Genomic DNA, 24,056 nt, shown 5'->3' on the forward strand with positions numbered 1-24,056 from the left:
AAGCTCACTCCCCCACGGAAGAAACCGGAACGGCACGCGCGAAACCGCCGTCCACCATCAGGTTCGCCACCGTCTCCAACTCCGGCGGACTGCCCGCCAGCCGCGACAGAAAGGCGTCGAAGTCGTCACCACACGGCAGCAGCAAACGCTCCACCCGCTCCGCCGGAGGCCACGCCGGATCCACGTCCCGCGCGTCGTCATACGCACAGAACCACACCGAACCGGCCCGCTCCCCCCGCACCTTCACCGCCAGCAGACCACCCTGCACAAAGGCCACCCCCAGGTAATCCTTCGTCAGATGATCACGCAAGCACTTGTTCACATACACCAGGTCATTGACCGCCGCCTCATCACGCACCGTGAAGAACGGCTGATCCACCAACAACCCCAACTCGGCGACCAACGCCGTCCCCACCGGCGCACACCCACCCGCCGCCTTCAAAAACGACCGATAAGCACCCGGCAACCGATACCCCAGGTCCTCCTCGACCCCCTGCACCTGCAACTCCGTCACCGCCACGCCCGACTTCGGCAGACCGAAATGCGCCGGACGCGTCTCCTGCAACGGCCGCGTCCCACGCTTCCCATGGTCCACCCCAGCCGTCGCCACCCCACCGTGATGCCGCAGCAACGCCTTCACCTCGACCGGAACCAGCTCCAGCCGCCGCGAACCCACCACGTGATGCCACGTCCAGCCATGCGGCGTCGCCACATCCGGCACCGTGTCCCACAGCTCATGCCCCGCCGCCGCCAACGCCGCATTCGCCGACACATAATCCGTCAGCCGCAACTCATCGACACCGAAACCCTCCGGCGGCTCGGCGACCTCCGCCACCGCACGCGCATACGGCGAGAAATCGGGGTACCCGCGCTCGTCGACACGTACCCCTCTCGGGTGACGTGCCGCCCGGACCGGATCCGGGAAATGCACGACCTGCCCGGCATAGGCCGCGTTCGGCGGCGCGGCTTGCTGCCCGAGCCGACCTGTCGTCATGGCGGTAGCCCCCTGCGGCGTTCTCTCAGGCCTGTACGGCGGAATCGATCGCGGATGCCGACAGCCTATGCGGTACGCCGACCCCGGTCACCGGCCCTCCACTTCCGTGACCAGCCGTCACCCCACCGTGACAGCCCACCCCGAACAGGGCGTGTCGCACCGCCCCAGCTTCCGCACCCGCCACGCGATTTGGCACTCTGTGTCCTTCGGGGGAAGCCCGGGAGGGAATGAGGACCATGAACACCATGCAGGCCGGAGGCGGTGGAGACGTACACGCGGGCGACCCCCGCATCGGCTGGAGCAGCACCGAGACACCTCCCGCCCCCACCCTCCTGCACCGCCGCGACGGCATCCTGCCCACCGTCGCCGCCGCCCTCTCCGTCCGCGGCACCACCCTCACCGGCACCGCCGCCCGCGGCGACCACACCCCACCGCTGCACCCCCTCGTCCAGGACTTCCTCGACACCCTCAGCAGCGCCCAACGCGACCGCTTCACCGGCCGCTGCGCCGAAACCATCCTCATCTCACGCCACATCACCGCCGCCGACACCGAGCGCAGCAGACGCGCCGCCCGCAAACCCATGACCAACGGCGAAGCACGCAAAGCCCTCAAGCAAGCCAAACTCACCGCCCGCCGCATACGCGAAGACGGCGACCCCCTCCACGGCAGCTTCGCCACCCCCTGCCGCGCCTGCACCGCCCTCAGCGACCACTTCGGCGTCCGCATCGTCGACCCCACCACCGACGACTGAACCCACCACCCGCACCATCCCGTACAAGCACGACGAACGAAGGGCAGATGCACGCCGACCGCACCTCCTCCCCCAGTCTCGGCTCCGCTCGACCCGGGGGACCCCCATCACGCTTCTCCGTCCCCGTCGACGCCGCCCTGCGCACCGCCGGCTGGCAACCCGGACGCTGGGACATAAAACAAGCCGAATACTGGGCCGACACCCTCCGCGACCACACCTCACCCGCCGGCCACCGCCACACCGTCTTCCCAGCGGCCGTCGAAGCCTGGGCCGAATTCGGCGGCCTCCACATCACCCCCACCGGCCCCGGCCGCCAGATCGCCCCCGCGACCCTCCACCTCGACCCACTGCACGGCGTCCACCACGCCCGCACCCTCGGCGACCTCGGCCGCGCCCTCGACACCGACGTCTGCCCCCTCGGCGAGGAAACCGACACCCACTCCCTCCTCGCCGTCGACGCCGCAGGCCGCGTCTACGCCCTCGACCACACCGGCGACTGGTACCTCGGCCCCGACATCGACCACGCCCTCACAGCACTCATCTCCGGCATAGCACCGGTACGCCTCACCGCCGGCTGACCACCCAGAACCCCACCGCCCCCGCGGCTCACGCCGCCGGAATCACCGCCGACACCCGGAAACCCCCCGCATCCGTCGGCCCCGACACGAACACCCCACCCAGCGCCGCGACCCGCTCCCGCATCCCCACCAGCCCATTACCACCCGACGGCAACCCCACCGCCGACGCCGGCCCCAGCTCCGGCGGCGGCTCGTTCTCCACCTGCATCGCGATCTCCGACACCCGATGCGCGAGCCGCACATACGTCTTTGCACCCGCCGCATGCTTGTGGACGTTCGTCAACGCCTCCTGCACCACGCGGTACGCCGTCTGCTCGATCTCCCGCGCATACGACCGCGCATCCCCCTCCACCGACAGATCCACCACCATCCCCGCGGCGGCCGACTGCCCCACCAGCTCATCCAGCTCCGACAGATACGGCCCGTCCTCCTCCACGGCCCGGGAAGCAGCCTTCGCGGCAACCACATCCACAGCCGCCAACTGCGCCTGCACGGCCCGCCGTTCCACACCGTCCCCCGAGCGCAGCACCCCCAGCATCTCCCGCAACTCGGTCAACGCCTGACGCCCCATGTCCCCCACCAGCGCCGCGTTCCGCGCCGCCTTCTCGGGATCCTTCCGCGCCACCGCCTGCAACGCGGCCGCGTGCACCACCATCAGGCTCACCCGGTGCGCGACCACGTCATGCATCTCCCGCGCGATCCGCGTCCGCTCCTCGCCACGCGCCCACTCGGCCCGCTCCTCCGCCCGCTCGGCCAGCAGCTGAAGCTCCCGCTCCAGACTGTCCGCCCGCTCCCGCAGACTCTCCATGAGCCGGCGCCGGGCACCGACGTACAGGCCGAGGAGAACCGGGGGCGCCGTCAGCCCGAGCGAGGTCGTGATCGCGGCGAACGGGACGAACCAGTCCCCCAGCGTCAGATCCCCCCGCGCCATGTCCTGCCGCACCCGCACGAACGTCACGATCATCGTCCCCACCAGGGACATCCCCGCCAGCGCCACGATGATCCGACGCGGCAGCTCGCAGGCGGCGAGCGTGTACAGGCCCACGATGCCCATCAGGAAACCCATCTGGGCCGGCGTGATCGCGATCGCCACCAGCACCACCGCGATCGGCCACCTGCGACGAATCAGCAGCACCGAACCCGTGAGCAACCCGAACACAATGCCGACGCCCAACGGAATACCGGCATCACGCGCGAACGGGATCCCCTCCGCGCCGCACTCCAGAGCCGACACCAGCGCGAGACTCCCGTCGAGCACCGCACTGCGCCACCTCGCCCACCACCACGGGCCGGTCGGGCCCGTGTCGTGCTCTTCCCCCGTCGTGGTCATGCGTCCAGCCTACGTTCGGCGGGTGGCGCTTTTTCCGGTGAGTTTCGCGGACTGGCCTACACCACACTCCGTAATCGAATAACAGCGAAACCGGCCGGTATCCCTCGAACTGCTGAACCACACCCGTTCGAGCCCGGAAGCGGGCATTCCGCCCGGACGGTATGCCTATGGCACATTCAGCAGGCAAGTACGCGGACTTCGAGGGGTTGCGGGAGCGGGCGGTCGCCTTGCGGCGGGCGGGGCTCAGTCTTCGACAGATCCGGGACGAGCTGAAGATCTTCAACAACGACATCCTCAACCAGTTGGTGAAAGGGGAACCGCCGCCGGAGTGGACGAAGCGGCCGAACGCGAAGGACGACCTGCGAGCGAAGGCCCGGGAGCTGCGGCTGCAAGGGTGGACGTACGACCAGATCGAGGTGGAGCTGGGGTGTTCGAGGAGCTCGGTGTCGCTGTGGGTGCGGGATCTACCGAAGCCGGAGCCTCGCTACACCCAGCAGGAGCATCGTGAACTCATGCAGGCTGGGCTGGCGCGCCTGCGCCATGCACAGGACGAGGAACGCAAGCGGGTCAAGGACGGCGCAGCCGAGGAGGTCGGCGACCTCAGCGACCGGGACTTGTTCATGGCTGGCGTCGCGCTCTACTGGGCTGAGGGGCAAAAGAGCAAGCCGTACCAACGCCGTGAGGTGGTCACCTTCGTCAACAGCGACCCTGCGGTGATCCAGGTCTTCCTCGCCTGGCTCGACTTGCTGGGCGTGGGCCGTGAGCACCTCGGGTTCCGGGTAATGATCCACGAGAGCGCAGATGTAGTCGGCGCCGAGCGGTACTGGGCTGACCTCGTCGGGATCGACACGTCCGCCCTGCAACGGACGACGCTGAAGAAGCACAACCCCAAGACCGTCCGCAAGAACATCGGCGATGACTATCACGGCTGTCTTGTCGTCCGGGTACGGCAAGGAGCCGAACTCTACTGCCGCATCGAGGGCTGGTGGAGGGCAATAGCTGCTGGCGCCACCGCGCGACTCCGGTAAGGTCTGAGGCGCTGTCCCCCGTGGTGTAACCCGGCAGCACACCAAGTTTTGGTCTTGGCAGGTCAAGGTTCGAATCCTTGCGGGGGAGCTACGGTGCACAACACTTCAGTTCGGGCCCTGACCTCACCGTCAGGGCCCGCTCTCATGTCCCCCGAGAAACGCCCCGGTATCCTGCGGATGTCCCCACCCGTCCAAAGCCGAAGGGCAACCCCGTGAGCGCCATTCGCCCGGCAGCCGTCGTCGTTCTCGCAGCGGGTGAGGGCACCCGTATGAAGTCGGCCACACCGAAGGTCCTGCACGAGATCTGCGGCCGTTCCCTGGTGGGCCATGTGCTGGCCGCCGCCGATGAGTTGAACCCCCAGAACCTGGTCGTCGTGGTCGGGCACGCCCGCGAGCAAGTGACCGCCCACCTCGGCAAGGTCGACCCGAACGTGCGCACGGCGGTGCAGGAGAAGCAGAAGGGCACCGGGCACGCCGTACGGATGGGCCTGGAGGAGCTCGGCAGCGGGGTCGACGGAACCGTTGTCGTCGTCTGCGGGGACACCCCCCTCCTCACCGGCGAGACCCTCCAGCGGCTCGCCGAGACGCACCACGCCGACGGCAACGCCGTCACCGTGCTGACCGCCGAGGTCCCCGACGCCACCGGATACGGCCGCATCGTCCGTGACGATGCCACCGGTGCCGTCACCGCGATCGTCGAGCACAAGGACGCAACCGCCGCCCAGCGGGAGATCCGGGAGATCAACTCGGGTGTCTTCGCCTTCGACGGGCAGCTGCTCGCCGACGCGCTGAAGAAGGTGCGGACGAACAACAGTCAGGGCGAGGAGTACCTGACGGACGTGCTCGGGATCCTGCGTGAGGCCGGTCACCGGGTCGGGGCTTCCGTCGCGGGTGATCACCGTGAGATCGCCGGGATCAACAACCGCGTGCAGCTCTCGGAGGCGCGTCGCATCCTCAACGACCGGTTGCTGGAGCGGGCGATGCTCGCCGGTGTGACCGTCATCGATCCGGCGACCACCTGGGTGGACGTCACGGTCACCTTCGAGCAGGACGCCGTCGTCCACCCGGGGACGCAGCTCCACGGATCGACGCACCTCGGCGAGGGCGCCGAGGTCGGGCCGAACAGCCGGCTGAAGGACACCCACGTCGGCGCCGGGGCCCGGGTGGACAACACCGTGTCCGACGGGGCTCGCATCGGTGCGCAGGCGAGCGTGGGGCCGTACGCCTATCTCCGTCCCGGGACCCGGCTCGGCGTGAAGGGCAAGATCGGGACGTACGTGGAGACGAAGAACTCTTCCATCGGTGAGGGGACGAAGGTCCCGCATCTGTCGTACGTGGGTGACGCGACGATCGGTGACCACACGAACATCGGTGCCGCGAGTGTCTTTGTGAACTACGACGGGGAGAGCAAGCACCACACCACCGTCGGTTCGCACTGCAAGACGGGTTCGGACAACATGTTTGTGGCGCCTGTCACGGTCGGGGACGGTGCGTACACCGCCGCGGGGTCCGTGATCACGAAGGATGTGCCGCCCGGTTCGCTGGCCGTGGCCCGTGGTCAGCAGCGGAATATCGAGGGTTGGGTGGCTCGTAAGCGTCCGGGGAGTGCGGCCGCGAAGGCGGCTGAGGCGGCTTCTGGGCAGGGGTCGCGCGAGGGCTGACCGGAAACGGGTGCGTCAAACACGGCGTACCGTGATAAGTGCACATCCTGCACCCCACCTGCTGAGAGACCTCTGAGGAGACAGTGCTGTGACCGGGATCAAGACGACCGGCGAGAAGAAGTTGATGTTCTTCTCCGGCCGCGCCCACCCCGAGCTTGCCGAGGAGGTTGCCCAGCAGCTGGGTGTCGGGGTTGTCCCGACGAAGGCCTTCGACTTCGCGAATGGCGAGATCTATGTGCGGTATCAGGAGTCGGCGCGTGGTGCGGACTGTTTCCTGATTCAGAGCCACACGGCTCCGATCAACAAGTGGATCATGGAGCAGTTGATCATGATCGACGCGTTGAAGCGTGCGTCGGCCCGCTCCATCACCGTCATCGTGCCGTTCTACGGTTACGCGCGGCAGGACAAGAAGCACCGTGGTCGTGAACCGATCTCGGCGCGTCTGATCGCGGACATGATGAAGACGGCGGGTGCGGACCGCATCCTGACGGTGGATCTGCACACGGATCAGATCCAGGGCTTCTTCGACGGGCCGGTGGACCACCTGTTCGCCCTTCCGCTGCTGGCGGACTACGTGGGCGGGAAGGTGGACCGGAACAAGCTGACCGTGGTTTCCCCGGACGCGGGCCGTGTGCGGGTGGCGGATCGTTGGTGCGACCGGCTCGGTGCGCCGCTCGCCATCGTGCACAAGCGGCGTGACAAGGACGTGGCGAACCAGGTGACCGTCCACGAGGTCGTGGGTGAGGTCAAGGGGCGTGTGTGTGTCCTCGTGGATGACATGATCGACACGGGTGGGACCATCTGTGCGGCCGCCGACGCGCTGTTCGCGCATGGTGCGGAGGATGTGATCGTGACGGCGACGCATGGTGTGCTGTCGGGGCCGGCGGCGGATCGGCTGAAGAACTCGCGGGTGAGTGAGTTCGTGTTCACGAACACGCTGCCGACGCCGGGTGAGCTGAACCGGGAGCTGGACAAGATCACGGTGTTGTCGATCGCTCCGACGATCGCGAGTGCGGTGCGTGAGGTGTTCGAGGACGGTTCGGTGACGAGCCTGTTCGACGAGCAGTGAGGTTTCTTCACTAGCGCTCGCTGAAGATCCTTTTGGTACGGCCTCCCTTGCCGAGTAGACTGCTTCAGTTGCTCGGCGAGGGAGGCCGTACCCGTTTTCGGGGCTGTACGGCGATCCGTTATCGACGCGCTCTTCGTAGCAGGCCGTTCGTGGCCGGGTGACCACGTCCGTTTCCTATGTTCTACGAGGAGTGAACATGTCCGAGGTGAAGATCACCGCCGAGACCCGTAGCGAGTTCGGCAAGGGTGCCGCCCGTCGTATCCGCCGTGACAGCAAGGTTCCCGGTGTGCTGTACGGCCACGGTTCCGACCCGCTGCACCTGACCCTGCCGGGCCACGACCTGCTCCTGGCGCTGCGTACGCCGAACGTCCTGATCTCCCTGGACATCGACGGCAAGACCAACGAGCTGGCGATCCCGAAGTCCGTGCAGCGTGACCCGATCAAGGGCTTCCTGGAGCACGTGGACCTGCTGCTGGTGAAGCGCGGCGAGAAGGTCAACGTCGAGATCCCGGTGCACGCCGAGGGCGAGCTGGCCCCGGGTGGCAACCTGCTGGAGCACGTCCTGAACGCGCTGCCGGTCGAGGCCGAGGCCACGCACATCCCCGAGTCGGTCACGGTGTCGGTGGAGGGTCTGGCGGCCGGTGCCTCGATCCACGCCAAGGACATCACGCTGCCGAGCGGTGTGACCCTGGCCGTCGATGAGGACGCGGTCGTTCTCCAGGTCCTGGCCGCGCAGGTCGAGGAGGCCCCGGAGGGCGAGGGGACCGAGGGCGAAGAGGTCGCCGAGGCCTGATCCTCGTTTCTCATCATCGTTTCGTCAGCCGCTGTTCCCGTGGGGGGCAGCGGCTGGCGCGTATCAAGGAGACATAGACGTGACCGCTGGCGCCAACGCCCCCTGGCTCGTCGTGGGGCTCGGTAATCCGGGGCCCGAGTACGCGATGAACCGGCACAACGTGGGTTTCATGGTGGCCGATCTGCTGGCCGAGCGGATCGGGGGGAGGTTCAAGCGTGCGGGCAAGGCGCAGGCGCAGGTGGTGGAGGGGCGGATCGGTCCTCCGGGGCCGGCGAACCGGCGGGTGATTCTGGCGAAGCCGATGTCGTACATGAATCTGTCGGGTGGTCCGGTGAACGCGTTGCGGGACTTCTACAAGGTGCCGGTGGCGAACATCGTGGCCGTGCATGACGAGCTGGACATCGATTACGGGACGTTGCGGCTGAAGCTGGGCGGCGGGGACAACGGGCACAACGGGTTGAAGTCGATGACGAAGGTGATGGGGTCGGACTATCACCGGGTGCGGTTCGGGATCGGGCGGCCGCCGGGGCGGATGCAGGTCGCCGATTTCGTGTTGAAGGATTTCTCCTCCGCCGAGCGGAAGGAGTTGGACTACTTCGTGGACCGGGCGGCGGACGCGGTGGAGTGTCTGGTGATCGAGGGGTTGGAGCGGGCGCAGGGTACGTACAACTCCTGACTTGTCGCCCGGGGAGGTTGACCGGTCGTAGGGGGATGGCCAATGATCCCCGCCATGCCTGCTGCCGCTGCCACTCGTTCTCGTCAGGCCTCGTCCGTTGCGCTCCGGTTCGGTCGGGTCGCTGCGATGGGGACGGTCACGGCGCTGATCCTGATCGCGGGGGTGTGGGCGTCGTGGGGTACGGCGCAGCACGTGATGCTGGCGAAGGGGCGGGAGCACGGCACGATCACGGTGGCGTCGTGTGGTGAGGAGACGTGTACCGGGTCGTATCGGCCGGTGTCTTCGGGGTCGAGGGCGCGGGGTCGGGTGGTGATCGCTCAGACGGTGGCGGTGCGCCGGGGTGGTGTGTACAGCGTGGTGGTGAAGCCGGGGACGGACGAGGTGGTGCGTTCGGGGCCGGCGGGGATTCTTTACGCGTGGGTGCCGTTGGGTGGTGCGCTGTTGCTGGCGTCGGTGGTGGTGGCGGGTGGTCTGCGGCGGACGCGGGCGGCCTGGGTTTTGGCGGGGTCGGGGGTCGGGCTGCTGACGGCGGCGTTCGTGACGGTGTGACCTCTCCGCCTTATGTACGGAACGACAAGTGCCCCCGGGTTCGGGTGAACCCGGGGGCACTGTCTTTGTGCGGGTCAGCCGGTGTTGCGCAGGCCGGCGGCGACGCCGTTGACGGTCAGCAGCAGGGCGCGGGAGAGCAGCGGGTCGGGCTGTTCGCCGGCGGTCGCGGCGTCGCGCTGGCGCTTGAGGAGGGCGACCTGGAGGTAGGAGATGGGGTCCAGGTAGGCGTCGCGGATGGCGAAGGTCTGCTTGAGGACGGGGGTGGCGTCGAGCAGTTCCTTCTCGCCGGTGATCTTGAGGACTTCGGTGACGGTGAGCTCGTGTTCGGCCTTGATGGTGTCGAAGACGTGCTTGAGTTCGTCGGGGACGAGGGTGTCGACGTAGTGCTGGGAGATGCGCAGGTCGGTCTTGGCGAGGGTCATCTCGACGTTGGAGATGAAGTTGCGGAAGAAGTGCCACTGTTCGTGCATCTCGTCGAGCACGGTGTCGAGGCCGGCGGCGCGTAGGGCCTTGAGGCCGGAGCCGACGCCGAACCAGCCGGGGACGATCTGCCGGGACTGGGTCCAGCCGAAGACCCAGGGGATGGCGCGCAGGCCGTCGAGCGAGACGCCGGAGCCGGGGCGGCGGGAGGGCCGGGAGCCCAGGTGCAGGTCGGCGAGCTGGTCCACCGGCGTCGACGCGAGGAAGTACGTCGGCAGGTCCGGGTCCTCGACGAGGCGGCGGTAGGCGGCGTGGGCGGCGTCGGAGGCGACGTCCATGGCGGCGTCCCAGCGGGCGAGGGCCTCGTCGGACTGGCGGGGTGCGGTGTGCAGGGCGGAGGCCTGCAGGGTCGCGGCGACCGTCAGTTCCAGGTTCTCCCTGGCCAGGGAGGGGATGAGGTACTTGTCGGAGATGACCTCGCCCTGTTCGGTGACCTTGATCTCCCCTTCGAGGGTGCCCCAGGGCTGGGCGAGGATGGCGTCGTGGCTGGGGCCGCCGCCGCGGCCGACGGTGCCGCCGCGGCCGTGGAAGAGGCGGAGGCGTACGCCGTAGCGGTGGGCGACGTCGCGGAGGCGGCGCTGGGCGCGGTGGATCTCCCACTGGCTGGTGGTGATGCCGCCGAACTTGGAGGAGTCGCTGTAGCCGAGCATGACCTCCTGGACGTCGCCGCGGAGGGCGACGAGGCGGCGGTAGGAGGGGTCGGAGAGCATGTCCTCGAGGATGGTGTCGGCGGCCTTGAGCTCGTCGGTGGTCTCCAGGAGGGGGACGATGCCGATCTTGGCCCAGCCGGCGTGGAGGTCGAGGAGGCCGGCTTCGCGGGCGAGGACGGCGGCGGCGAAGACGTCGTCGGCGCCCTGGCACATGGAGATGATGTAGGACTCGATGACTTCGGGGCCGAAGACTTCGAGGGCCTTCTTGACCGTCTGGAAGACGCCGAGGGTCTTCTGTCCGGCGGCGTCGACGGGGGCCGGGGTGGGGGCGAGGGGCCTTCTGGAGCGGAGTTCCTTGGCGAGGAGCTTGGTGCGGTAGTCGCGGGGCATGTCGGCGTAGCGCCAGGATTCCTCGCCGAGGCGGTCGAAGAGCTGGCCGAGGGCGTGGTGGTGGGCGTCGGCGTGTTCGCGTACGTCCATGGTGGCGAGCTGGAGGCCGAAGGCGGCGAGGGTGCGGATGGTGCGGGCGAGGCGGCCGTCGGCGAAGAGGCCGCCGCGGTGTGCGCGCAGTGAGGTCTGGATGGTCCGCAGGTCCTGGAGGAGCTCGGTGGTGCCGAGGTAGTCGCGGCCCTCTTCGTGGGGGGTGCCCTTGGCGAGGCGTTGCTTGGTGTTGGCGAGCTTCTGCCGGATGCAGGTGGCCTTGAGACGGTAGGGCTCTTCGGCGTTGAGGCGCTTGTAGCGGGGGCTGATCTCGGGCAGGAGTTCGAGGTCGGTCCGGAGGGATTCGAGGAGTTCCTCGGTGGCGCCGGTGTAGCGGATGGAGTTGGAGAGCAGGCCGCGGAGTTCGTCGACGGTGTCCAGGGCGTCGTTGATGCCGTGTTCGTGCTGGAGGATGAGGACGTCCCAGGTCACCTGGGGGGTGACGTTGGGGTTGCCGTCGCGGTCGCCGCCGATCCAGGTGCCGAAGGTGAGGGGGCGGGTGTCGTCGGGGAGCTTCACCCCGACCCGTTCCAGTTCGGCGGTGAGGTCCTCGAGGACGTCGCCGACGGCGCCGGCGTGGAGTTCGTCGAGGTAGTAGATGGCGTTGCGGGCCTCGTCGGCGGGTTCGGGGCGGACGACGCGGAGTTCGTCGGTCTGCCAGACGAGGTCGATGTTCTCGGCCAGCCGGGTGTCGTGGCGGCGGCGGTCGGAGTCGATGACGGGGGTTTCCAGGAGCGCGGCGATGCGCCGGAGCTTGTTGAGGACCGACCGGCGTGCGGCTTCGGTGGGGTGTGCGGTGAACACCGGGCGGACGTTCAGGTGGGTGACCGATTCGCGGACGTGCTCGGGGTCGGCGTCCTTGAGGCGGTCGGCGGTGCGGGCGAGGAGGCCGCCTTCGGCGGCGCGCTTGGCGCGCAGTTCGCGGCCGCGGTGGACCTGCTCGGTGACGTTGGCGAGGTGGAAGTAGGTGGAGAAGGCGCGGACCAGCTTGGCCGCGGTCTCCAGTTCGGTGCCGCGCAGCAGCTCGGCGGCGGCCTCGCCGTCCTCGCGGGTGAGGCGGCGGACCCTCTCGACGAGATCGAGCAGTTCGGGGCCCTCCTGGCGGACGAGGGTCTCGCCGAGGAGGTCACCCAGTCGCCGGATGTCGGCGCGCAGCTCGGTGCTGGTCGTGGTGGTCTGGTCGTCGGCACTGCTCACAGGTGCGGCTCCTTGCAGTGTTGAAGCTCGTCTGGGAGGGGACCCGTGTGTCTGGGCCGTCTGCCGCGCGGCGGGCGCCGCATACGGGCCGGGCATCCGGGAAGAAAACAGAGCGGACCGCGCTGTCCGACCGACTCCAAGGATAGGTGTCCGCTGGGACGCGCAGGCTCTTGGGCTCTTGCCGCCGGTCGACACGCTGCCATACTTACGACGCCGTAGGTTACGGAACCGTAGGGAAGTACCGCTCGAGTCCCGCTGGTTCCCTTCCGACCGGCACCTGTCTCGACCCTCGACCCCACAGGGGACGCGCATGACCTCAAGTTCCGATGTGATGGAAGACGCCCCGCAGCCGACCGACAGCCCGAGTTCCTCCGCCACGCTGGGCGGCGAGCAGAAGCGTTCGATCGAGCAGATCACGCTGCTCCTCTTCATCACCGTTCCGTTCGTGGCGCTGCTGGCGGCGGTGCCGCTGGCGTGGGGGTGGGGGGTGAGCTGGCTGGACCTCGGTCTGCTGGTTTTCTTCTACTTCCTGGGCTGCCACGGCATCACGATCGGTTTCCACCGGTACTTCACGCATGGTTCGTTCAAGGCCAAGCGGCCGTTGAGGATCGCTTTGGCGATCATGGGTTCGCTGGCGGTCGAGGGTCCCCTGGTCCGCTGGGTGGCCGACCACCGCAAGCACCACAAGTTCTCCGACGCGGAGGGTGACCCGCATTCGCCGTGGCGGTTCGGGGAGACGGTGCCGGCGCTGATCAAGGGCCTGTGGTGGGCGCACATCGCCTGGATGTTCGATGAGGAGCAGACGCCTCAGGACAAGTACGCGCCGGACCTGATCAAGGACCCGGCGATCCGGGCGGTCTCGCGCCAGTTCGTGCTGTGGACGGTGGTGTCGCTGGCGCTGCCGCCGCTGATCGGCGGCCTGGCCACCATGTCGTGGTGGGGCGCGTTCACCGGTTTCTTCTGGGGTTCACTCGTCCGGGTTGCCCTGCTGCACCATGTGACGTGGTCGATCAACTCGATCTGTCACGCGGTCGGCAAGCGCCCCTTCAAGTCCCGGGACCGTTCGGGGAACGTGTGGTGGCTGGCGGTCCTGTCCTGCGGCGAGTCCTGGCACAACCTGCACCACGCCGACCCGACGTCGGCGCGGCACGGTGTGGAGCGGGGCCAGCTGGACTCCTCCGCCCGGTTCATCCGCTGGTTCGAGAAGTTGGGCTGGGCGTACGACGTGCGCTGGCCGTCACGCTCCCGTATCGATTCGCGCCGTAACCCCCGGGAAGGCGGCTCCGGGCGCCGGAAGGAGACGGCCGAGGCGGCATGATTGACGCCGTGGCGACCGACTCCAGCAGCACCCCGAGCAATGAGAAGCCGCGGCGAGCGCGTCGCACCCGGATGACCGGTGCCGAGCGCCGCCAGCAGCTGCTGGAGATCGGTCGCACCCTCTTCGCGGCGAAAGGTTTCGAGGGCACGTCGGTGGAGGAGATCGCGGCGAAGGCCGGGGTGTCCAAGCCGGTGGTGTACGAGCATTTCGGCGGCAAGGAGGGGCTGTACGCGGTGGTGGTGGACCGCGAGATGCGGCGCCTGCTGGACATGGTGACCAGTTCCCTCACCGCTGGGCATCCCCGTGAACTGTGCGAGCAGGCCGCGTTCGCGTTGCTGGACTACATCGAGGAGTACACGGACGGTTTCCGGATCCTGGTCCGCGACTCCCCCATCCCGCAGTCCACGGGTTCCTTCGCCTCGTTGATCTCCGACATCGCCACCCAGGTGGAGGACATCCTGGGCCGCGAGTTCAAGTCCCGCGGCTTCGACCCGAAGCTGGCCCCGCTGTACGCGCAGGCCCTGGTCGGCATGGTCGCGCTGACCGGGCAGTGGTGGCTGGACGTGCGCCGCCCGAAGAAGGCCGAGGTGGCCGCGCACCTGGTGAATCTGGCGTGGCACGGGCTGGACGGGCTGGAGCCGAAGCCGCGGTTGATCGGGCACCGGAAGAGCTGAGTTCACCCGAAGAGGTGACATCAATAGACCACAAGGTGCATCTTGTGGCATCTTGCGGGGCATGACTGAGATCCCTATCAGCGCAGCCCGTTCCCAGCTCGGTGACCTGGTCCGCCGTGCGGCTCACAGCCGGGAGACCATCGCCCTCACCGACCACGGGCACGTCGCGGCGCTCCTCGTCTCTCCCCAGGTGATAGAGGATCTCGAAGACGCCTTGGCCGTCGCCGACTACCAGCGGCGCAAGGCTGAGGGCACGCTGGGGGAGGGCATCCCCCACGAGGAAGTCGGACGCATCCTGGGGCTGCGTCCGTGACCTACCGCATCATCTGGGAGCCCGGCGCCACGAACCAGGCCGTGCGGTTCCTCAAGGACGACCCCGTCGGGCTCGCGTCCGTCTACGAAACCGTCGACACCCTCGCCAAGACACCGCGCCCCACCGACTCCACCGCATATGGCTCCAACATCCGGCGCCTGCGCGTGGGCGTGTACCGCGTCCTCTACGTGATCGACGACGACGTGGTCCGCATCCTCATCACGCACCCGGGCCGGACGGCCTGACCGGCTCCAGGAACTCCAGCCGGTTCCCCACCGGGTCCTCGGAGTAGAAGCGCCGGTGGCCGGGCAGGTTGTCGTCCCAGGTCACCGGTGCTCCGAGCGTCGCCAGCCGGGCCGCGTACGCCTCGATGTCCCGCACCCGCAGCCCAGGATGGGCCTTCTTCGCGGGATGAAAGCCACATTTTCCGCCTCCGGCGGGGGCCGCCTCGATCCCCAGATGCAGCTGCACGGCCCCCGCCTGGAACCAGCAGCCCCCGCGCGCCGCGAGCACCGGCGGCTTGGGGATCTCCGCCATGCCGAGGACGTCCACGTAGTACGCCCGCAGCAGGTCCTCGCTCCCTGGCGGGGCCGCCAGCTGCACGTGGTCCACAGCAGTGAGCATCACGCCTCCTTCGTGGCGACCGCGAAGATCCGCCGGAACGGGAACGGCGTGCCGTGCGGGCCCGCCGGGTAGGCCTCGCGCAGAGCCGCCCGGTACTCGGCCAGGAAGTCCTCGCGCGCCTCGGGCTCGTCGGCCAGCGCGGTGAGCACGGGCCGCAGGCCCGTGCCCTTGACCCAGTCCAGGACCGGGTCCTCCCCCTGGAGCAGATGGATGTACGTCGTCTCCCACACGTCCGCCGCACAGCCCAGCCCGGTCAGCCGGTCCAGGTACGCCTCGGGCGCGAGCACCGCGTCCTCGTGGCGCAGGACGTCCGCGAGGCGGTCCTTCCAGCGGGCGGAGTGGGCCAGGGAGCGCATCAGCCGGTGGCTGGGGGCGGAGAAGTTGCCGGGCACCTGGAAGGCGAAGGTGCCGCCGGGGCCCAGGGCCGCGATCCAGTCGGCGAAGCGCTCGGCGTGGCCCGGGACCCACTGGAGCGTGGCGTTGCTGAGGATCAGGTCGTGCGGTTCGGCGGGCGTCCAGGTCCGGGCGTCGGCGGGGGCGAAGTCGAGGCGGCCGCCGGCCGTGGGGCCCGCGTGGTCGACGTGGGCCTTGTCGAGCATCTCGGGCGAGTTGTCGTAACCGGTGATGTGCGCGGTGGGCCAGCGTGCGGCGAGCAGTGCGGTGACGTTGCCGGGGCCGCAGCCGAGGTCGGCGATGCGGGGCGGGTCGCCGGGGAGGTCGGGGACGCGGGCGAGGAGGTCGGCGAAGGGGCGGGCGCGGTGGCCGGCGTGCCGGAGGTACTGGGCGGGGTCCCAGGCGTGAGTGGTCATGTCCTCCACCTTCCCAACCAAAGTATCTTGACGTCAAGAGGCTTCACATCAAGAGACTTCATGTCGACACAACCACTACACTGATCGTCATGGAGGACGAGGTCGATCGGCTGGTCGCTGCGTGGCGCCGGGAGCGCCCGGACCTCGACGTGGAACCGCTCGAGGTGCTCAGCCGGGTCAGCAGACTGGCCCGGCACCTGGACCGGGCGCGCCGGCTGGCCTTCGCCGAGCACCAGCTTGAGCCCTGGGAGTTCGACGTGCTGACCGCGCTCAGGCGCGCGGGGACGCCATATCAGCTCTCGCCGGGGCAGTTGCTGACCCAGACCCTGGTCACCTCGGGCACGATGACCAACCGCATCGACCGGCTGGCCAAGAAGGGCCTGGTGGAGCGGCTGCCCGACCCGAGCGACCGGCGGGGCGTGCTGGTCCGCCTGACCGGCGAGGGCCGGGACCGCGCGGACCAGTCGCTGGCGGGCCTGCTGGACCAGGAACGGGCGATCCTCGGGGAGCTGACCAGCGCCCAGCGCAGTGAACTGGCCGGACTGCTACGCCAGCTGACCGCCCCGTTCGACAACATCCCCGGCTAGGTCGGCCGGGCCCACCCCGGCCCGCCGGGCCAGGGCGACGGCCGCCAGGGTGGAGTGGACGCCCAGTTTGCCGAGGACGTTCTGCATGTGGGTGCGGACGGTGTGCGGGGACAGGAACAGCCGTTCGGCGACCGCCTTGCGGCCGAGGCCCGCGACCATGCAGCGCAGCACCTCCCGCTCGCGCGGGGTGAGGGACTCCACCAGCCGCTCGCTCTCGGTGCGGTGCTTGCGCGCGGCGGTCAGTTCCCGCAGGACCCCGGTGAGCAGGGCCGGCGGCAGATGCGTCTCGTCGCGCAGGACACCCCGGATGACGTTCAGCAGCCGGGACAGCGAGCAGTCCTTGGCGACCCAGCCCGATGCGCCGGCCTGGAGCGCGAGGGCGGCCCGGCGCGGGTCGTCCTTCTCGGCGAGGACCACGGTCCGTACCGCCGGCTGCGCCGTCCGGACGCCCGCGACCAACGAGATCCCGTCGACGAGGCCTTCCTCGTCGCCGTCCTGCACCGGTACGGCCGGGCGTATGCCGGGCACATGGCCGCCCAGGTCGGCGTCGACGAGCAGCACGTCGTAGCGGCGGCCCTCGGCGGCCGCCCGCTCCAGGCAGCGCAGCGCGGCCGGGCCGCTGCCGGCGGCGGAGACGTCGACGTCGGGCTCGGCGGCCAGGGCGGCGGCGAGCGACTCGGCGAAGATGCGGTGGTCGTCGACGACCAGGACTCGGATGCGAACCACTGAAACCCCCCACTGGTCCGGGAAACGACGACCTTGCGGGTACGACCCCACGGTTGACGGAAACACAACCGCACGGCCGCCGCCGTGCGGACACTGCTACCCCCACCGCGGGCGTCGTACCCGCGTGTCTCGCCCCCTGATCAGCACCGGCCCCCACCGGTGCTGCACATCAGGGTACGGACCGGGGCGGGCGGCGGAAGGCTATTTGCAGAACTGGCCGTCCGGCGCGTTTATGGTGTGCCGCATGTTTCGTATTGAGGCGGAAGTCGACAAGGCCCGACATGATCTGCTCCGCTCCCGCCTGCGCGACGCCAACACGGCCGCCTCGCCCGTCCTCGCCGCCCTGCGCGGCACCCCGGGTGAACGGGAGCGTCCGCTGCACGTGTGGGCGTCGGACGAGACGGGTGATCTCGCGGGCGGACTGGTCGGCCACACCTGGGCGACCTGGCTGCACGTGACGTACCTGTGGGTCGACGCCCGGCACCGCGGCGCGGGCCTGGGCTCCCACCTGCTCAAGGAGGCCGAGCGGATCGCCCGCGCCGACCGCGGCTGCCACAGCGCCCGCCTGGAGACCTGGGACTTCCAGGCGCCGGACTTCTACCGCGGGCAGGGCTACGAGGTGGTGTGCGTGATCCCCGGCTATCCGCCGGGGATCACGGAGTACACGTTGACGAAGCGCCTCGGCTGACCGGCTCAGCCGACCCGCCGCGCCCCCGCCGCCGGTACCGCCTCGAACACGCGGGGGGCCGTGAAGCCGGCCGCCGCGAAGGCCTCCCCGACGGCCTTGCCGATGGTGTCGACGTCGGCGGCCTCCGCGAGCACGATCGCCGAGCCGCCGAAGCCGCCGCCGGTCATCCGGGCGCCCAGGGCGCCGCTCGCCAGCGCGGTGTCGACGACCAGGTCCAGCTCGGGGCAGGAGATGCGGAAGTCGTCCCGCAGGGAGGCGTGGCCCTCGGTCAGCACCGGGCCGATCGCCCGCGTCTCGCCGGCCCGCAGCAGGGCGACGACCCGGTCGACCCGCTGGTCCTCGCTGACGACGTGGCGCACCAGGCGGCGCACCTCCTCCTCGTCGCCCAGCCGTTCGAGGGCCTCGTGGAGTCCGTCGTACGGGATGTCCCGCAGGGCGTCCACGCCGAGCAACGCCGCGCCCTTCTCGCAGCCCGCGCGCCGCTTGCCGTACTCACCGCCGCTGTGGGCGTGCTTGACCTGGGTGTCGACGACCAGCAGCCGCATGCCCTCGGCCGCGAGGTCGAAGGGGATCTGCTGCTGGGACAGGTCGCGGGTGTCGAGGAAGAGGGCGTGGCCCTCCTCGCAGCACGCGGACGCCGTCTGGTCCATGATGCCGGTGGGCGCGCCGACGTAGACGTTCTCGGCGCGCTGGCACAGGCGGGCCATCTGCCAGCGCTGGAGGCCGAGCTCGTACAGGTCGTTCAGGGCGAGGGCGACGACGACCTCGAGGGCCGCCGAGGAGGACAGGCCCGCGCCGGTCGGGACGGTCGAGGACAGGTGGATGTCGGCGCCGGTGACCGGGTGGCCGGCCTCACGCAGCGCCCAGACCACGCCCGCCGGGTACGCCGTCCACGCGCGGTCGCTCTCCGGGGCGAGCGCGTCCAGGGAGAGCTCCACGACACCGCCCTCGACGTCCGCCGAGTGCAGGCGCAGCACGCCGTCGCCGCGGCGTGAGACCGCGGCCGTCGCCACGTGCGGCAGGGCGAACGGCATGACGAAGCCGTCGTTGTAGTCGGTGTGCTCGCCGATCAGGTTGACCCGGCCGGGCGCCGACCAGACGCCCTCCGGTTCGGCTCCGTACAGTGCGCCGAAGTCCTCGCGGACCTGCTGTGCCCCCACTAGTGCTCCCTTGCGATGTGCTGGGCGAACTCCCAGGCGTCGGCGACGATACCGGCGAGGTCCGAGCGGGTCGGCTGCCAGCCGAGGCGCTCGCGGGCGGCCTGGGCGGAGGCGACCAGGACCGCGGGGTCGCCGCCCCGGCGGGGGGCCACGACCTCGGGGATCGGGTGGCCGGTGACCTTGCGGACGGTCTCGACGACCTCGCGGACGGAGAAGCCCTCGCCGTTGCCGAGGTTGCAGATCAGGTGCTCGCCGGGCTGCGCGGCCTTCAGGGCCAGCAGGTGGGCCTCGGCGAGGTCCGCGACGTGGATGTAGTCGCGGACGCAGGTGCCGTCCGGGGTCGGGTAGTCGTCGCCGAAGACGGAGATCGACTCGCGGCGGCCCTGCGCGACCTGGAGGACCAGGGGGATCAGGTGCGACTCGGGGTCGTGGCGCTCGCCGTACGCGCCGAACGCGCCGGCCACGTTGAAGTAGCGCAGCGACACGGCACCGAGCCCGTGGGCCGCCGCCTCGCCGGTGATCATGTGGTCGACGGCGAGCTTGGAGGCGCCGTAGGGGTTGGTGGGCCTGGTCGGTGCGGTCTCGACGATCGGGACCTGCTCCGGCTCGCCGTACGTGGCGGCCGTGGAGGAGAAGACGAGCTTGCGCACGCCCGCCTCGCGCATCGCGCCGAGCAGGGCCATGGTGCCGCCGACGTTGTTGTCCCAGTACTTCTCCGGCTTCACCACCGACTCGCCGACCTGGGAGGACGCGGCGAAGTGCAGGACGCCGTCGTAGGAGGAGTCGAGCCACTTGCCCGCGTCGCGGATGTCGCCCTCGACGAACGCGGCCCCGGCGGGCACGCCCTCGCGGAAGCCGGTGCTGAGGTTGTCCAGGACGGTGACCTCGTGTCCGGCTTCCAGCAGGTGCTGGGCGACCACGCTGCCGACGTAACCCGCGCCGCCCGTCACCAGGTACTTCCCGCTCATGAACTCGCTACCTCTCGCAGTCGCTGAGCCGCGCGCTCCGGCGGCACGTCGTTGATGAACACGCTCATGCCGGATTCGGAACCGGCGAGGAACTTCAGCTTGCCGGAGGTGCGGCGGATGGTGAAAAGCTCGAGGTGGAGCGCGAAGTCGTCCCGTGTGACGCCCTCGAAGTCCTCCAGTTGCCCGAACGGCGCCTGGTGCCAGGCGGCGATGTACGGCGTAGGAGGCTCACCGTCCCCGAAGATCCGGTCGAAGCGCCTCAAGAGTTCCAGATAAACCTTGGGGAATTCTGAGCGTGCCGCCTCGTCCAGGGCGAGCAGATCGGGGACGCGGCGCTTGGGGTACAGGTGGATCTCGTACGGCCAGTGCGCTGCGTACGGCACGAAGGCCACCCAGTGTTCACCCTCAAGGACGACCCGCTCATCGGCGAGTTCCCTCTCCAGGATGGCGTCGAAGAGGTTCTCCCCGCCGGTGGCGTCCTTGTGTGTCGCGAGCGAACGCAACATGAGCGCGGTGCGGGGGGTGGTGAAGGGGTACGCGTAGATCTGTCCGTGCGGATGCCCGAGCGTCACCCCGATCTCGGGTCCCCGGTTCTCGAAGCAGAACACCTGCTCGACCGAGGGGAGGTGCGACAGCTCGGAGGTCCGGTCGGTCCAGGCGTCCAGCACCAGTCGCGCCTGCTCCTCGGTCAGGTCGGCGAAGGAGGCGTTGTGGTCGGAGGTGAAGCAGACGACCTCGCAGCGGCCGGAGTCGCCGGCCAGCGAGGGGAAACGGTTCTCGAAGACGACGACGTCGTACGACGAGTCGGGGATCTCGCTCAGCCGGTCCCCGTGCGACGGGCACAGGGGGCACTCGTCGGCCGGCGGGTGGTAGGTGCGGCCCTGCCGGTGCGAGGCGATCGCCACCGCGTCGCCGAGCAGCGGGTCGTGGCGTACCTCCGAAGTGGTGACCGTGCGGTCCAGCGGGCGCCGGTCCACCGCGTCGCGCACCGCGTCGTCCTTCAGGTCGTAGTAGATGAGCTCACGACCGTCGGCCAACCGGGTCGAGGTCTTCTTCACCGCGACTCTCCATCCGTACACCCAGCAAGGCACCAAACAGAACCGAACACATCAAACCACAAACCCCCACGTCCGTCACCATCACAATCAAACAAAGAACACCAAGCAAGGTGAAAGCCGCATGCGAACCCCCATGTACCTGGCCGCGGAGCTACGGCTCCCGACCAACTGGCTCGACTACACGATCCTCGCGATCTACTTCGTCGTCGTCCTGGGCATCGGTTTCGCCGCCCGCAGGTCGGTGAAGACCAGCCTCGACTTCTTCCTCTCCGGACGCTCGCTGCCCGCCTGGATCACCGGCCTCGCCTTCATCTCGGCGAACCTGGCGGCCACCGAGATCCTGGGCATGGCGGCCAACAGCGCCCAGTACGGCGCCTACACCGTCCACTGGTACTGGATCGGCGCCATCCCCGCCATGGTCTTCCTCGGCCTGGTGATGATGCCCTTCTACTACGGCAGCAAGGTCCGCTCGGTGCCCGAGTTCCTGCTGCTGCGCTTCGACAAAGGGGCCCACCTGCTCAGTTCGATCCTGTTCGCGTTCGCGGCCATCCTGATCTCCGGGGTGAACCTCTACGCCCTGGCGATCGTCGTCGAGGCCCTGCTGGGCTGGCCGCAGTGGGTGGCCATCGTGGTCGCAGGCGCCTTCGTCCTCGCCTACATCACTCTCGGCGGTCTGTCCTCCGCCATCTACAACGAGGTGCTCCAGTTCTTCGTGATCCTGGCGGCCCTCATCCCCATCACCGTCCTCGGGCTGAAGAAGGTCGGCGGCTGGGGCGGCCTGACCGACAAGCTCACCGCGCTGCACGGTCACAACTTCACCACCGCCTGGGGCGGCACCGGCATCGGCAGCCCCAACCCGCTGGGGGCCAACTGGCTGACCATCGTCCTCGGCCTCGGCTTCGTGCTGTCCTTCGGCTACTGGACGACGAACTTCGCCGAGGTGCAGCGCGCCCTGTCCGCGAAGAACCTCTCCGCCTCCCAGCGCACCCCGCTGATCGCCGCGTACCCGAAGGTCTTCATCGTCTTCCTGGTGATGATCCCGGGCCTGGTCGCGGCGGCGCTGGTGCCGAAGATCGGCACGGCCGGCTCCGGCCTCCAGTACAACGACGCCATCCCCTACCTGATGGAGCAGCTGCTGCCCAACGGCGTGCTCGGCATCGCCGTGACCGGTCTGCTCGCCGCCTTCATGGCTGGCATGGCGGCCAACGTGTCGTCCTTCAACACCGTCTTCACCAACGACATCTGGGGCAGGTACGTGGTCCGGCACCGCCAGGACGAGTACTACGTGCGCTTCGGACGGCTGATCACGGCGGTCGGCGTGGTGGCGTCCATCGGAACGGCGTTCCTCGCGTCGTCCTTCTCCAACATCATGGCGTACCTCCAGACGCTGTTCTCCTTCTTCAACGTGCCGATGTTCGTCGCCTTCATCGTCGGCATGTTCTGGAAGCGCGCGTCCGCCAAGTCCGGGTTCTGGGGTCTGCTCGCCGGGACGGTGACCGCGATGGTCAACTACTTCGTGTTCTACAAGAAGGGCATCATCGGCATCCCCACGGACCAGGGCGCCAACTTCGTCTCCGCGATCGCCGGGTTCGTCGCCGGCGCGGTGGTCATGGTCGTGGTGTCGCTGTTCACCCGGCCGAAGCCGGAGCACGAGCTCCAGGGGCTGGTGTACGGCACCAGCTCACCGGGCATGGCCGAGCCGGCCGCCGCCGGGGACGACGCCTGGTACCGCCGGCCGGCGCTGCTGGGCTGGGGCGCGGTGATTCTGGCCGCCGCCTGCTACGTCCCCTTCTCGTTCTCACTCTGATCGCGGGAGGATGGAGAGACCATGTCCGAGTCCGAACACTCCTGGTACTCCGAGGAAGACGTCCAGCGGGAAGTCACCGAGCTGGAGCAGAAGTCCGAGACGGCCGCGCGGATCTTCGACCTGCGGCGGATCATCGGCGGGCTGTTCGTGCTGTACGGGATCATCGTGACGATCGCCGGGATCACCGACTCCCAGGCCGAGATCGACAAGGCGCAGGGCATCAACATCAACCTGTGGACCGGGATCGGGATGCTGCTGCTGGGGTTGTTCTTCCTGGTCTGGCTGAAGCTGCGGCCCACGCCTCCGCCGGTTCCGCCTGTCCTGCCGGACGAGGGGCGGGACGGCGAGCGCGAGTGAGCGGGCGCCGGGTGGGCTACGACTCCGGCCCGGCCGACGCACGGTCCAGCAACCCCGTCCGCGCGGCCAGCGCCGCCGCCTCCAGGCGGGAGCCCACGCCCAGTTTCATCAGGACCCGCTGGACGTGGGTCCGGGCCGTCGACGGGGCGATGCCCATGCCGGCCGCGATCAGGCGGGTGTCCTCGCCGTCGGCGACCCGGACCAGGACCTCCACCTCGCGCGGGGTGAGCATCTGGAGGAGGCGCTGGCCCTCGTCGTCGGGCTGGGCGGCGGGGTTGAGCAGCTCGCTGAAGGCGCCCTGCAACAGCTGGGGGGCGACGGCCGCCTCCCCGGACCTGGCCTTCATGATCGCCCGCTCGACACCCTCGATGCGCTCGTCATGCCGGACGTAGCCGGAGGCACCCGCCGCGAAGGCCGCCGCGATGCCCCGCGGCGACGGGACCGGGCCCAGCACCAGGACCGCGACCTGCGGGCGCTCCCGCTTGATCTTCACCACGGGGTCGAAGGCCCCCGGCTCGGCGGGCGCCGCCGTGCCCAGCAGGCACACCTCGGGCGCCCGGCTGATCACCAGGTCCGCCGCGCCCGCGGCCGGTGCCGCCGCCGCGAGGACCCGGTGTCCCCGCAGCTTCAGCGCCGATGCCAGCGCCTCCGCGAGCAATCGGTGGTCGTCGACCACCATGAGCCGCACTCCCATAGAGCAACCCCCCAGTCCCCCCCATGGATGCCCCAC

Annotated in this window: 26 protein-coding genes and 1 tRNA gene; 17 read left to right on the forward strand and 10 right to left on the reverse strand. The window is 69.4% G+C overall.

Annotation, left to right across the window (positions count from 1 at the left end; translation table 11 throughout):
- Positions 1 to 4 precede the first annotated feature (4 nt).
- The gene (locus ACWGJM_RS00245; protein WP_453409400.1) at positions 5 to 994 is read right to left on the reverse strand and encodes an SMI1/KNR4 family protein; all 990 of its coding nucleotides are present in this window, start codon (positions 992 to 994) and stop codon (positions 5 to 7) included.
- A gap of 227 nt (positions 995 to 1,221) precedes the next feature.
- Between ACWGJM_RS00245 and ACWGJM_RS00250 the strand changes: the two genes are divergently transcribed.
- Complete coding sequence (locus tag ACWGJM_RS00250) at positions 1,222 to 1,746, forward strand: YwqJ-related putative deaminase (RefSeq protein ID WP_453409401.1); 525 nt, start codon at positions 1,222 to 1,224, stop codon at positions 1,744 to 1,746.
- A 47-nt stretch (positions 1,747 to 1,793) separates the two neighbouring features.
- Positions 1,794 to 2,324 (forward strand): SUKH-3 domain-containing protein, encoded by a 531-nt coding sequence (locus tag ACWGJM_RS00255; protein WP_453409402.1) that lies wholly within the window; start codon positions 1,794 to 1,796, stop codon positions 2,322 to 2,324.
- A 28-nt stretch (positions 2,325 to 2,352) separates the two neighbouring features.
- On the opposite strand, the gene ACWGJM_RS00260 is transcribed toward ACWGJM_RS00255, so the two are convergent.
- Positions 2,353 to 3,654: a sensor histidine kinase gene (locus ACWGJM_RS00260; RefSeq protein WP_453409403.1), complete on the reverse strand. Its 1,302-nt coding sequence runs from the start codon at positions 3,652 to 3,654 to the stop codon at positions 2,353 to 2,355.
- 167 nt (positions 3,655 to 3,821) lie between these two features.
- Between ACWGJM_RS00260 and ACWGJM_RS00265 the strand changes: the two genes are divergently transcribed.
- From ACWGJM_RS00265 to ACWGJM_RS00295, 7 genes are all read left to right on the forward strand, one after another.
- Positions 3,822 to 4,682, forward strand: a complete 861-nt coding sequence (locus ACWGJM_RS00265; protein ID WP_453409404.1) for a hypothetical protein — start codon at positions 3,822 to 3,824, stop codon at positions 4,680 to 4,682.
- Positions 4,683 to 4,696: 14 nt separating this feature from the next.
- Positions 4,697 to 4,770: transfer RNA gene (locus ACWGJM_RS00270), tRNA-Gln, on the forward strand.
- A 124-nt stretch (positions 4,771 to 4,894) separates the two neighbouring features.
- Positions 4,895 to 6,343, forward strand: a complete 1,449-nt coding sequence (glmU, locus tag ACWGJM_RS00275) for a bifunctional UDP-N-acetylglucosamine diphosphorylase/glucosamine-1-phosphate N-acetyltransferase GlmU (protein ID WP_453409405.1) — start codon at positions 4,895 to 4,897, stop codon at positions 6,341 to 6,343.
- Between the two features lie 88 nt (positions 6,344 to 6,431).
- Positions 6,432 to 7,412 carry a ribose-phosphate diphosphokinase gene (locus ACWGJM_RS00280; protein WP_453409406.1) on the forward strand — a complete coding sequence of 327 codons (981 nt, stop codon included), beginning with the start codon at positions 6,432 to 6,434 and terminating at the stop codon, positions 7,410 to 7,412.
- A 196-nt stretch (positions 7,413 to 7,608) separates the two neighbouring features.
- A complete protein-coding gene (locus ACWGJM_RS00285; RefSeq protein WP_453409407.1) occupies positions 7,609 to 8,205 on the forward strand; it encodes a 50S ribosomal protein L25/general stress protein Ctc in 597 nt (198 codons plus the stop codon).
- Positions 8,206 to 8,278: 73 nt separating this feature from the next.
- On the forward strand, positions 8,279 to 8,881 hold the full coding sequence (gene pth / locus ACWGJM_RS00290) for an aminoacyl-tRNA hydrolase (protein WP_453409826.1): 603 nt from the start codon (positions 8,279 to 8,281) through the stop codon (positions 8,879 to 8,881).
- Positions 8,882 to 8,923: 42 nt separating this feature from the next.
- Positions 8,924 to 9,430, forward strand: coding sequence for a hypothetical protein (locus ACWGJM_RS00295; RefSeq protein ID WP_453409408.1), 507 nt, complete (start codon positions 8,924 to 8,926; stop codon positions 9,428 to 9,430).
- A 74-nt stretch (positions 9,431 to 9,504) separates the two neighbouring features.
- Here the strand turns inward: ACWGJM_RS00295 and ppc are convergent, their stop codons facing one another.
- Positions 9,505 to 12,237, reverse strand: coding sequence for a phosphoenolpyruvate carboxylase (gene ppc, locus ACWGJM_RS00300; protein WP_453409409.1), 2,733 nt, complete (start codon positions 12,235 to 12,237; stop codon positions 9,505 to 9,507).
- 310 nt (positions 12,238 to 12,547) lie between these two features.
- Here ppc and ACWGJM_RS00305 point away from each other — a divergent pair, with 310 nt between their 5' ends.
- The 4 genes from ACWGJM_RS00305 (at position 12,548) to ACWGJM_RS00320 (ending at position 14,787) form a co-directional block, all read left to right on the forward strand.
- On the forward strand, positions 12,548 to 13,555 hold the full coding sequence (locus ACWGJM_RS00305; protein WP_453409410.1) for an acyl-CoA desaturase: 1,008 nt from the start codon (positions 12,548 to 12,550) through the stop codon (positions 13,553 to 13,555).
- Complete coding sequence (locus ACWGJM_RS00310) at positions 13,552 to 14,229, forward strand: TetR/AcrR family transcriptional regulator (protein WP_095754963.1); 678 nt, start codon at positions 13,552 to 13,554, stop codon at positions 14,227 to 14,229. The genes ACWGJM_RS00305 and ACWGJM_RS00310 overlap by 4 nt, the downstream gene beginning before the upstream one ends.
- 61 nt (positions 14,230 to 14,290) lie before the next feature.
- A complete protein-coding gene (locus ACWGJM_RS00315; RefSeq protein ID WP_453409411.1) occupies positions 14,291 to 14,542 on the forward strand; it encodes a type II toxin-antitoxin system Phd/YefM family antitoxin in 252 nt (83 codons plus the stop codon).
- Positions 14,539 to 14,787 carry a type II toxin-antitoxin system RelE family toxin gene (locus ACWGJM_RS00320; RefSeq protein WP_453409412.1) on the forward strand — a complete coding sequence of 83 codons (249 nt, stop codon included), beginning with the start codon at positions 14,539 to 14,541 and terminating at the stop codon, positions 14,785 to 14,787. The genes ACWGJM_RS00315 and ACWGJM_RS00320 overlap by 4 nt, the downstream gene beginning before the upstream one ends.
- Here the strand turns inward: ACWGJM_RS00320 and ACWGJM_RS00325 are convergent.
- Together ACWGJM_RS00325 and ACWGJM_RS00330 are read right to left on the reverse strand one after the other, a co-directional pair.
- Complete coding sequence (locus ACWGJM_RS00325) at positions 14,762 to 15,166, reverse strand: VOC family protein (protein WP_453409413.1); 405 nt, start codon at positions 15,164 to 15,166, stop codon at positions 14,762 to 14,764. The two genes, ACWGJM_RS00320 and ACWGJM_RS00325, sit on opposite strands and share 26 nt — an antisense overlap.
- A complete protein-coding gene (locus tag ACWGJM_RS00330; RefSeq protein WP_453409414.1) occupies positions 15,166 to 15,975 on the reverse strand; it encodes a trans-aconitate 2-methyltransferase in 810 nt (269 codons plus the stop codon). Before ACWGJM_RS00330 ends, ACWGJM_RS00325 begins: the two co-directional genes overlap by 1 nt.
- Before the next feature lie 89 nt (positions 15,976 to 16,064).
- Here ACWGJM_RS00330 and tamR point away from each other — a divergent pair, with 89 nt between their 5' ends.
- The gene (gene tamR, locus ACWGJM_RS00335; RefSeq protein WP_453409415.1) at positions 16,065 to 16,562 is read left to right on the forward strand and encodes a MarR family transcriptional regulator TamR; all 498 of its coding nucleotides are present in this window, start codon (positions 16,065 to 16,067) and stop codon (positions 16,560 to 16,562) included.
- Here tamR and ACWGJM_RS00340 read toward each other — a convergent pair.
- Positions 16,521 to 17,288 (reverse strand): LuxR C-terminal-related transcriptional regulator, encoded by a 768-nt coding sequence (locus ACWGJM_RS00340; RefSeq protein ID WP_390739876.1) that lies wholly within the window; start codon positions 17,286 to 17,288, stop codon positions 16,521 to 16,523. The genes tamR and ACWGJM_RS00340 overlap by 42 nt on opposite strands.
- A 232-nt stretch (positions 17,289 to 17,520) precedes the next feature.
- Between ACWGJM_RS00340 and ACWGJM_RS00345 the strand changes: the two genes are divergently transcribed.
- Entirely contained in the window at positions 17,521 to 17,976 is a 456-nt protein-coding gene (locus tag ACWGJM_RS00345; protein WP_453409416.1) for a GNAT family N-acetyltransferase, read from the forward strand.
- A gap of 5 nt (positions 17,977 to 17,981) precedes the next feature.
- Here the strand turns inward: ACWGJM_RS00345 and galK are convergent, their stop codons facing one another.
- Genes galK through galT form a run of 3 tightly spaced genes read right to left on the reverse strand, consistent with a single transcriptional unit; the run spans position 17,982 to position 21,162 of the window.
- Positions 17,982 to 19,136, reverse strand: coding sequence for a galactokinase (gene galK, locus ACWGJM_RS00350; RefSeq protein ID WP_453409417.1), 1,155 nt, complete (start codon positions 19,134 to 19,136; stop codon positions 17,982 to 17,984).
- On the reverse strand, positions 19,136 to 20,104 hold the full coding sequence (galE, locus tag ACWGJM_RS00355) for a UDP-glucose 4-epimerase GalE (RefSeq protein ID WP_453409418.1): 969 nt from the start codon (positions 20,102 to 20,104) through the stop codon (positions 19,136 to 19,138). The genes galK and galE overlap by 1 nt, the downstream gene beginning before the upstream one ends.
- Positions 20,101 to 21,162, reverse strand: a complete 1,062-nt coding sequence (gene galT / locus ACWGJM_RS00360) for a galactose-1-phosphate uridylyltransferase (RefSeq protein WP_453409419.1) — start codon at positions 21,160 to 21,162, stop codon at positions 20,101 to 20,103. The genes galE and galT overlap by 4 nt, the downstream gene beginning before the upstream one ends.
- A 121-nt stretch (positions 21,163 to 21,283) precedes the next feature.
- On the opposite strand from galT, the gene ACWGJM_RS00365 reads away from it, so the two are divergent.
- Positions 21,284 to 22,969: a sodium:solute symporter family protein gene (locus ACWGJM_RS00365; RefSeq protein WP_453409420.1), complete on the forward strand. Its 1,686-nt coding sequence runs from the start codon at positions 21,284 to 21,286 to the stop codon at positions 22,967 to 22,969.
- Positions 22,970 to 22,990: 21 nt separating this feature from the next.
- A complete protein-coding gene (locus ACWGJM_RS00370) occupies positions 22,991 to 23,326 on the forward strand; it encodes a hypothetical protein (protein WP_453409421.1) in 336 nt (111 codons plus the stop codon).
- A 16-nt stretch (positions 23,327 to 23,342) separates the two neighbouring features.
- Here ACWGJM_RS00370 and ACWGJM_RS00375 read toward each other — a convergent pair whose 3' ends face one another.
- Complete coding sequence (locus ACWGJM_RS00375; protein WP_453409422.1) at positions 23,343 to 24,020, reverse strand: helix-turn-helix transcriptional regulator; 678 nt, start codon at positions 24,018 to 24,020, stop codon at positions 23,343 to 23,345.
- Positions 24,021 to 24,056: the final 36 nt, after the last annotated feature.

The sequence above is a fragment of the Streptomyces sp. NPDC054834 genome, assembly GCF_053611185.1.

Excerpts from the sequence above, each read along its gene's own strand:
- ACWGJM_RS00245 (WP_453409400.1), bottom strand. The coding sequence starts at position 994 with ATGACGACAGGTCGGCTCGGGCAGCAAGCCGCGCCGCCGAACGCGGCC.
- ACWGJM_RS00250 (WP_453409401.1), top strand. The coding sequence starts at position 1,222 with ATGAGGACCATGAACACCATGCAGGCCGGAGGCGGTGGAGACGTACAC.
- ACWGJM_RS00255 (WP_453409402.1), top strand. The coding sequence starts at position 1,794 with ATGCACGCCGACCGCACCTCCTCCCCCAGTCTCGGCTCCGCTCGACCC.
- ACWGJM_RS00260 (WP_453409403.1), bottom strand. The coding sequence starts at position 3,654 with ATGACCACGACGGGGGAAGAGCACGACACGGGCCCGACCGGCCCGTGG.
- ACWGJM_RS00265 (WP_453409404.1), top strand. The coding sequence starts at position 3,822 with ATGGCACATTCAGCAGGCAAGTACGCGGACTTCGAGGGGTTGCGGGAG.
- ACWGJM_RS00285 (WP_453409407.1), top strand. The coding sequence starts at position 7,609 with ATGTCCGAGGTGAAGATCACCGCCGAGACCCGTAGCGAGTTCGGCAAG.
- ACWGJM_RS00295 (WP_453409408.1), top strand. The coding sequence starts at position 8,924 with ATGATCCCCGCCATGCCTGCTGCCGCTGCCACTCGTTCTCGTCAGGCC.
- ACWGJM_RS00305 (WP_453409410.1), top strand. The coding sequence starts at position 12,548 with ATGACCTCAAGTTCCGATGTGATGGAAGACGCCCCGCAGCCGACCGAC.
- ACWGJM_RS00310 (WP_095754963.1), top strand. The coding sequence starts at position 13,552 with ATGATTGACGCCGTGGCGACCGACTCCAGCAGCACCCCGAGCAATGAG.
- ACWGJM_RS00315 (WP_453409411.1), top strand. The coding sequence starts at position 14,291 with ATGACTGAGATCCCTATCAGCGCAGCCCGTTCCCAGCTCGGTGACCTG.
- ACWGJM_RS00325 (WP_453409413.1), bottom strand. The coding sequence starts at position 15,166 with ATGCTCACTGCTGTGGACCACGTGCAGCTGGCGGCCCCGCCAGGGAGC.
- ACWGJM_RS00330 (WP_453409414.1), bottom strand. The coding sequence starts at position 15,975 with ATGACCACTCACGCCTGGGACCCCGCCCAGTACCTCCGGCACGCCGGC.
- tamR (WP_453409415.1), top strand. The coding sequence starts at position 16,065 with ATGGAGGACGAGGTCGATCGGCTGGTCGCTGCGTGGCGCCGGGAGCGC.
- ACWGJM_RS00345 (WP_453409416.1), top strand. The coding sequence starts at position 17,521 with ATGGTGTGCCGCATGTTTCGTATTGAGGCGGAAGTCGACAAGGCCCGA.
- galE (WP_453409418.1), bottom strand. The coding sequence starts at position 20,104 with ATGAGCGGGAAGTACCTGGTGACGGGCGGCGCGGGTTACGTCGGCAGC.
- ACWGJM_RS00365 (WP_453409420.1), top strand. The coding sequence starts at position 21,284 with ATGCGAACCCCCATGTACCTGGCCGCGGAGCTACGGCTCCCGACCAAC.
- ACWGJM_RS00370 (WP_453409421.1), top strand. The coding sequence starts at position 22,991 with ATGTCCGAGTCCGAACACTCCTGGTACTCCGAGGAAGACGTCCAGCGG.
- ACWGJM_RS00375 (WP_453409422.1), bottom strand. The coding sequence starts at position 24,020 with ATGGGAGTGCGGCTCATGGTGGTCGACGACCACCGATTGCTCGCGGAG.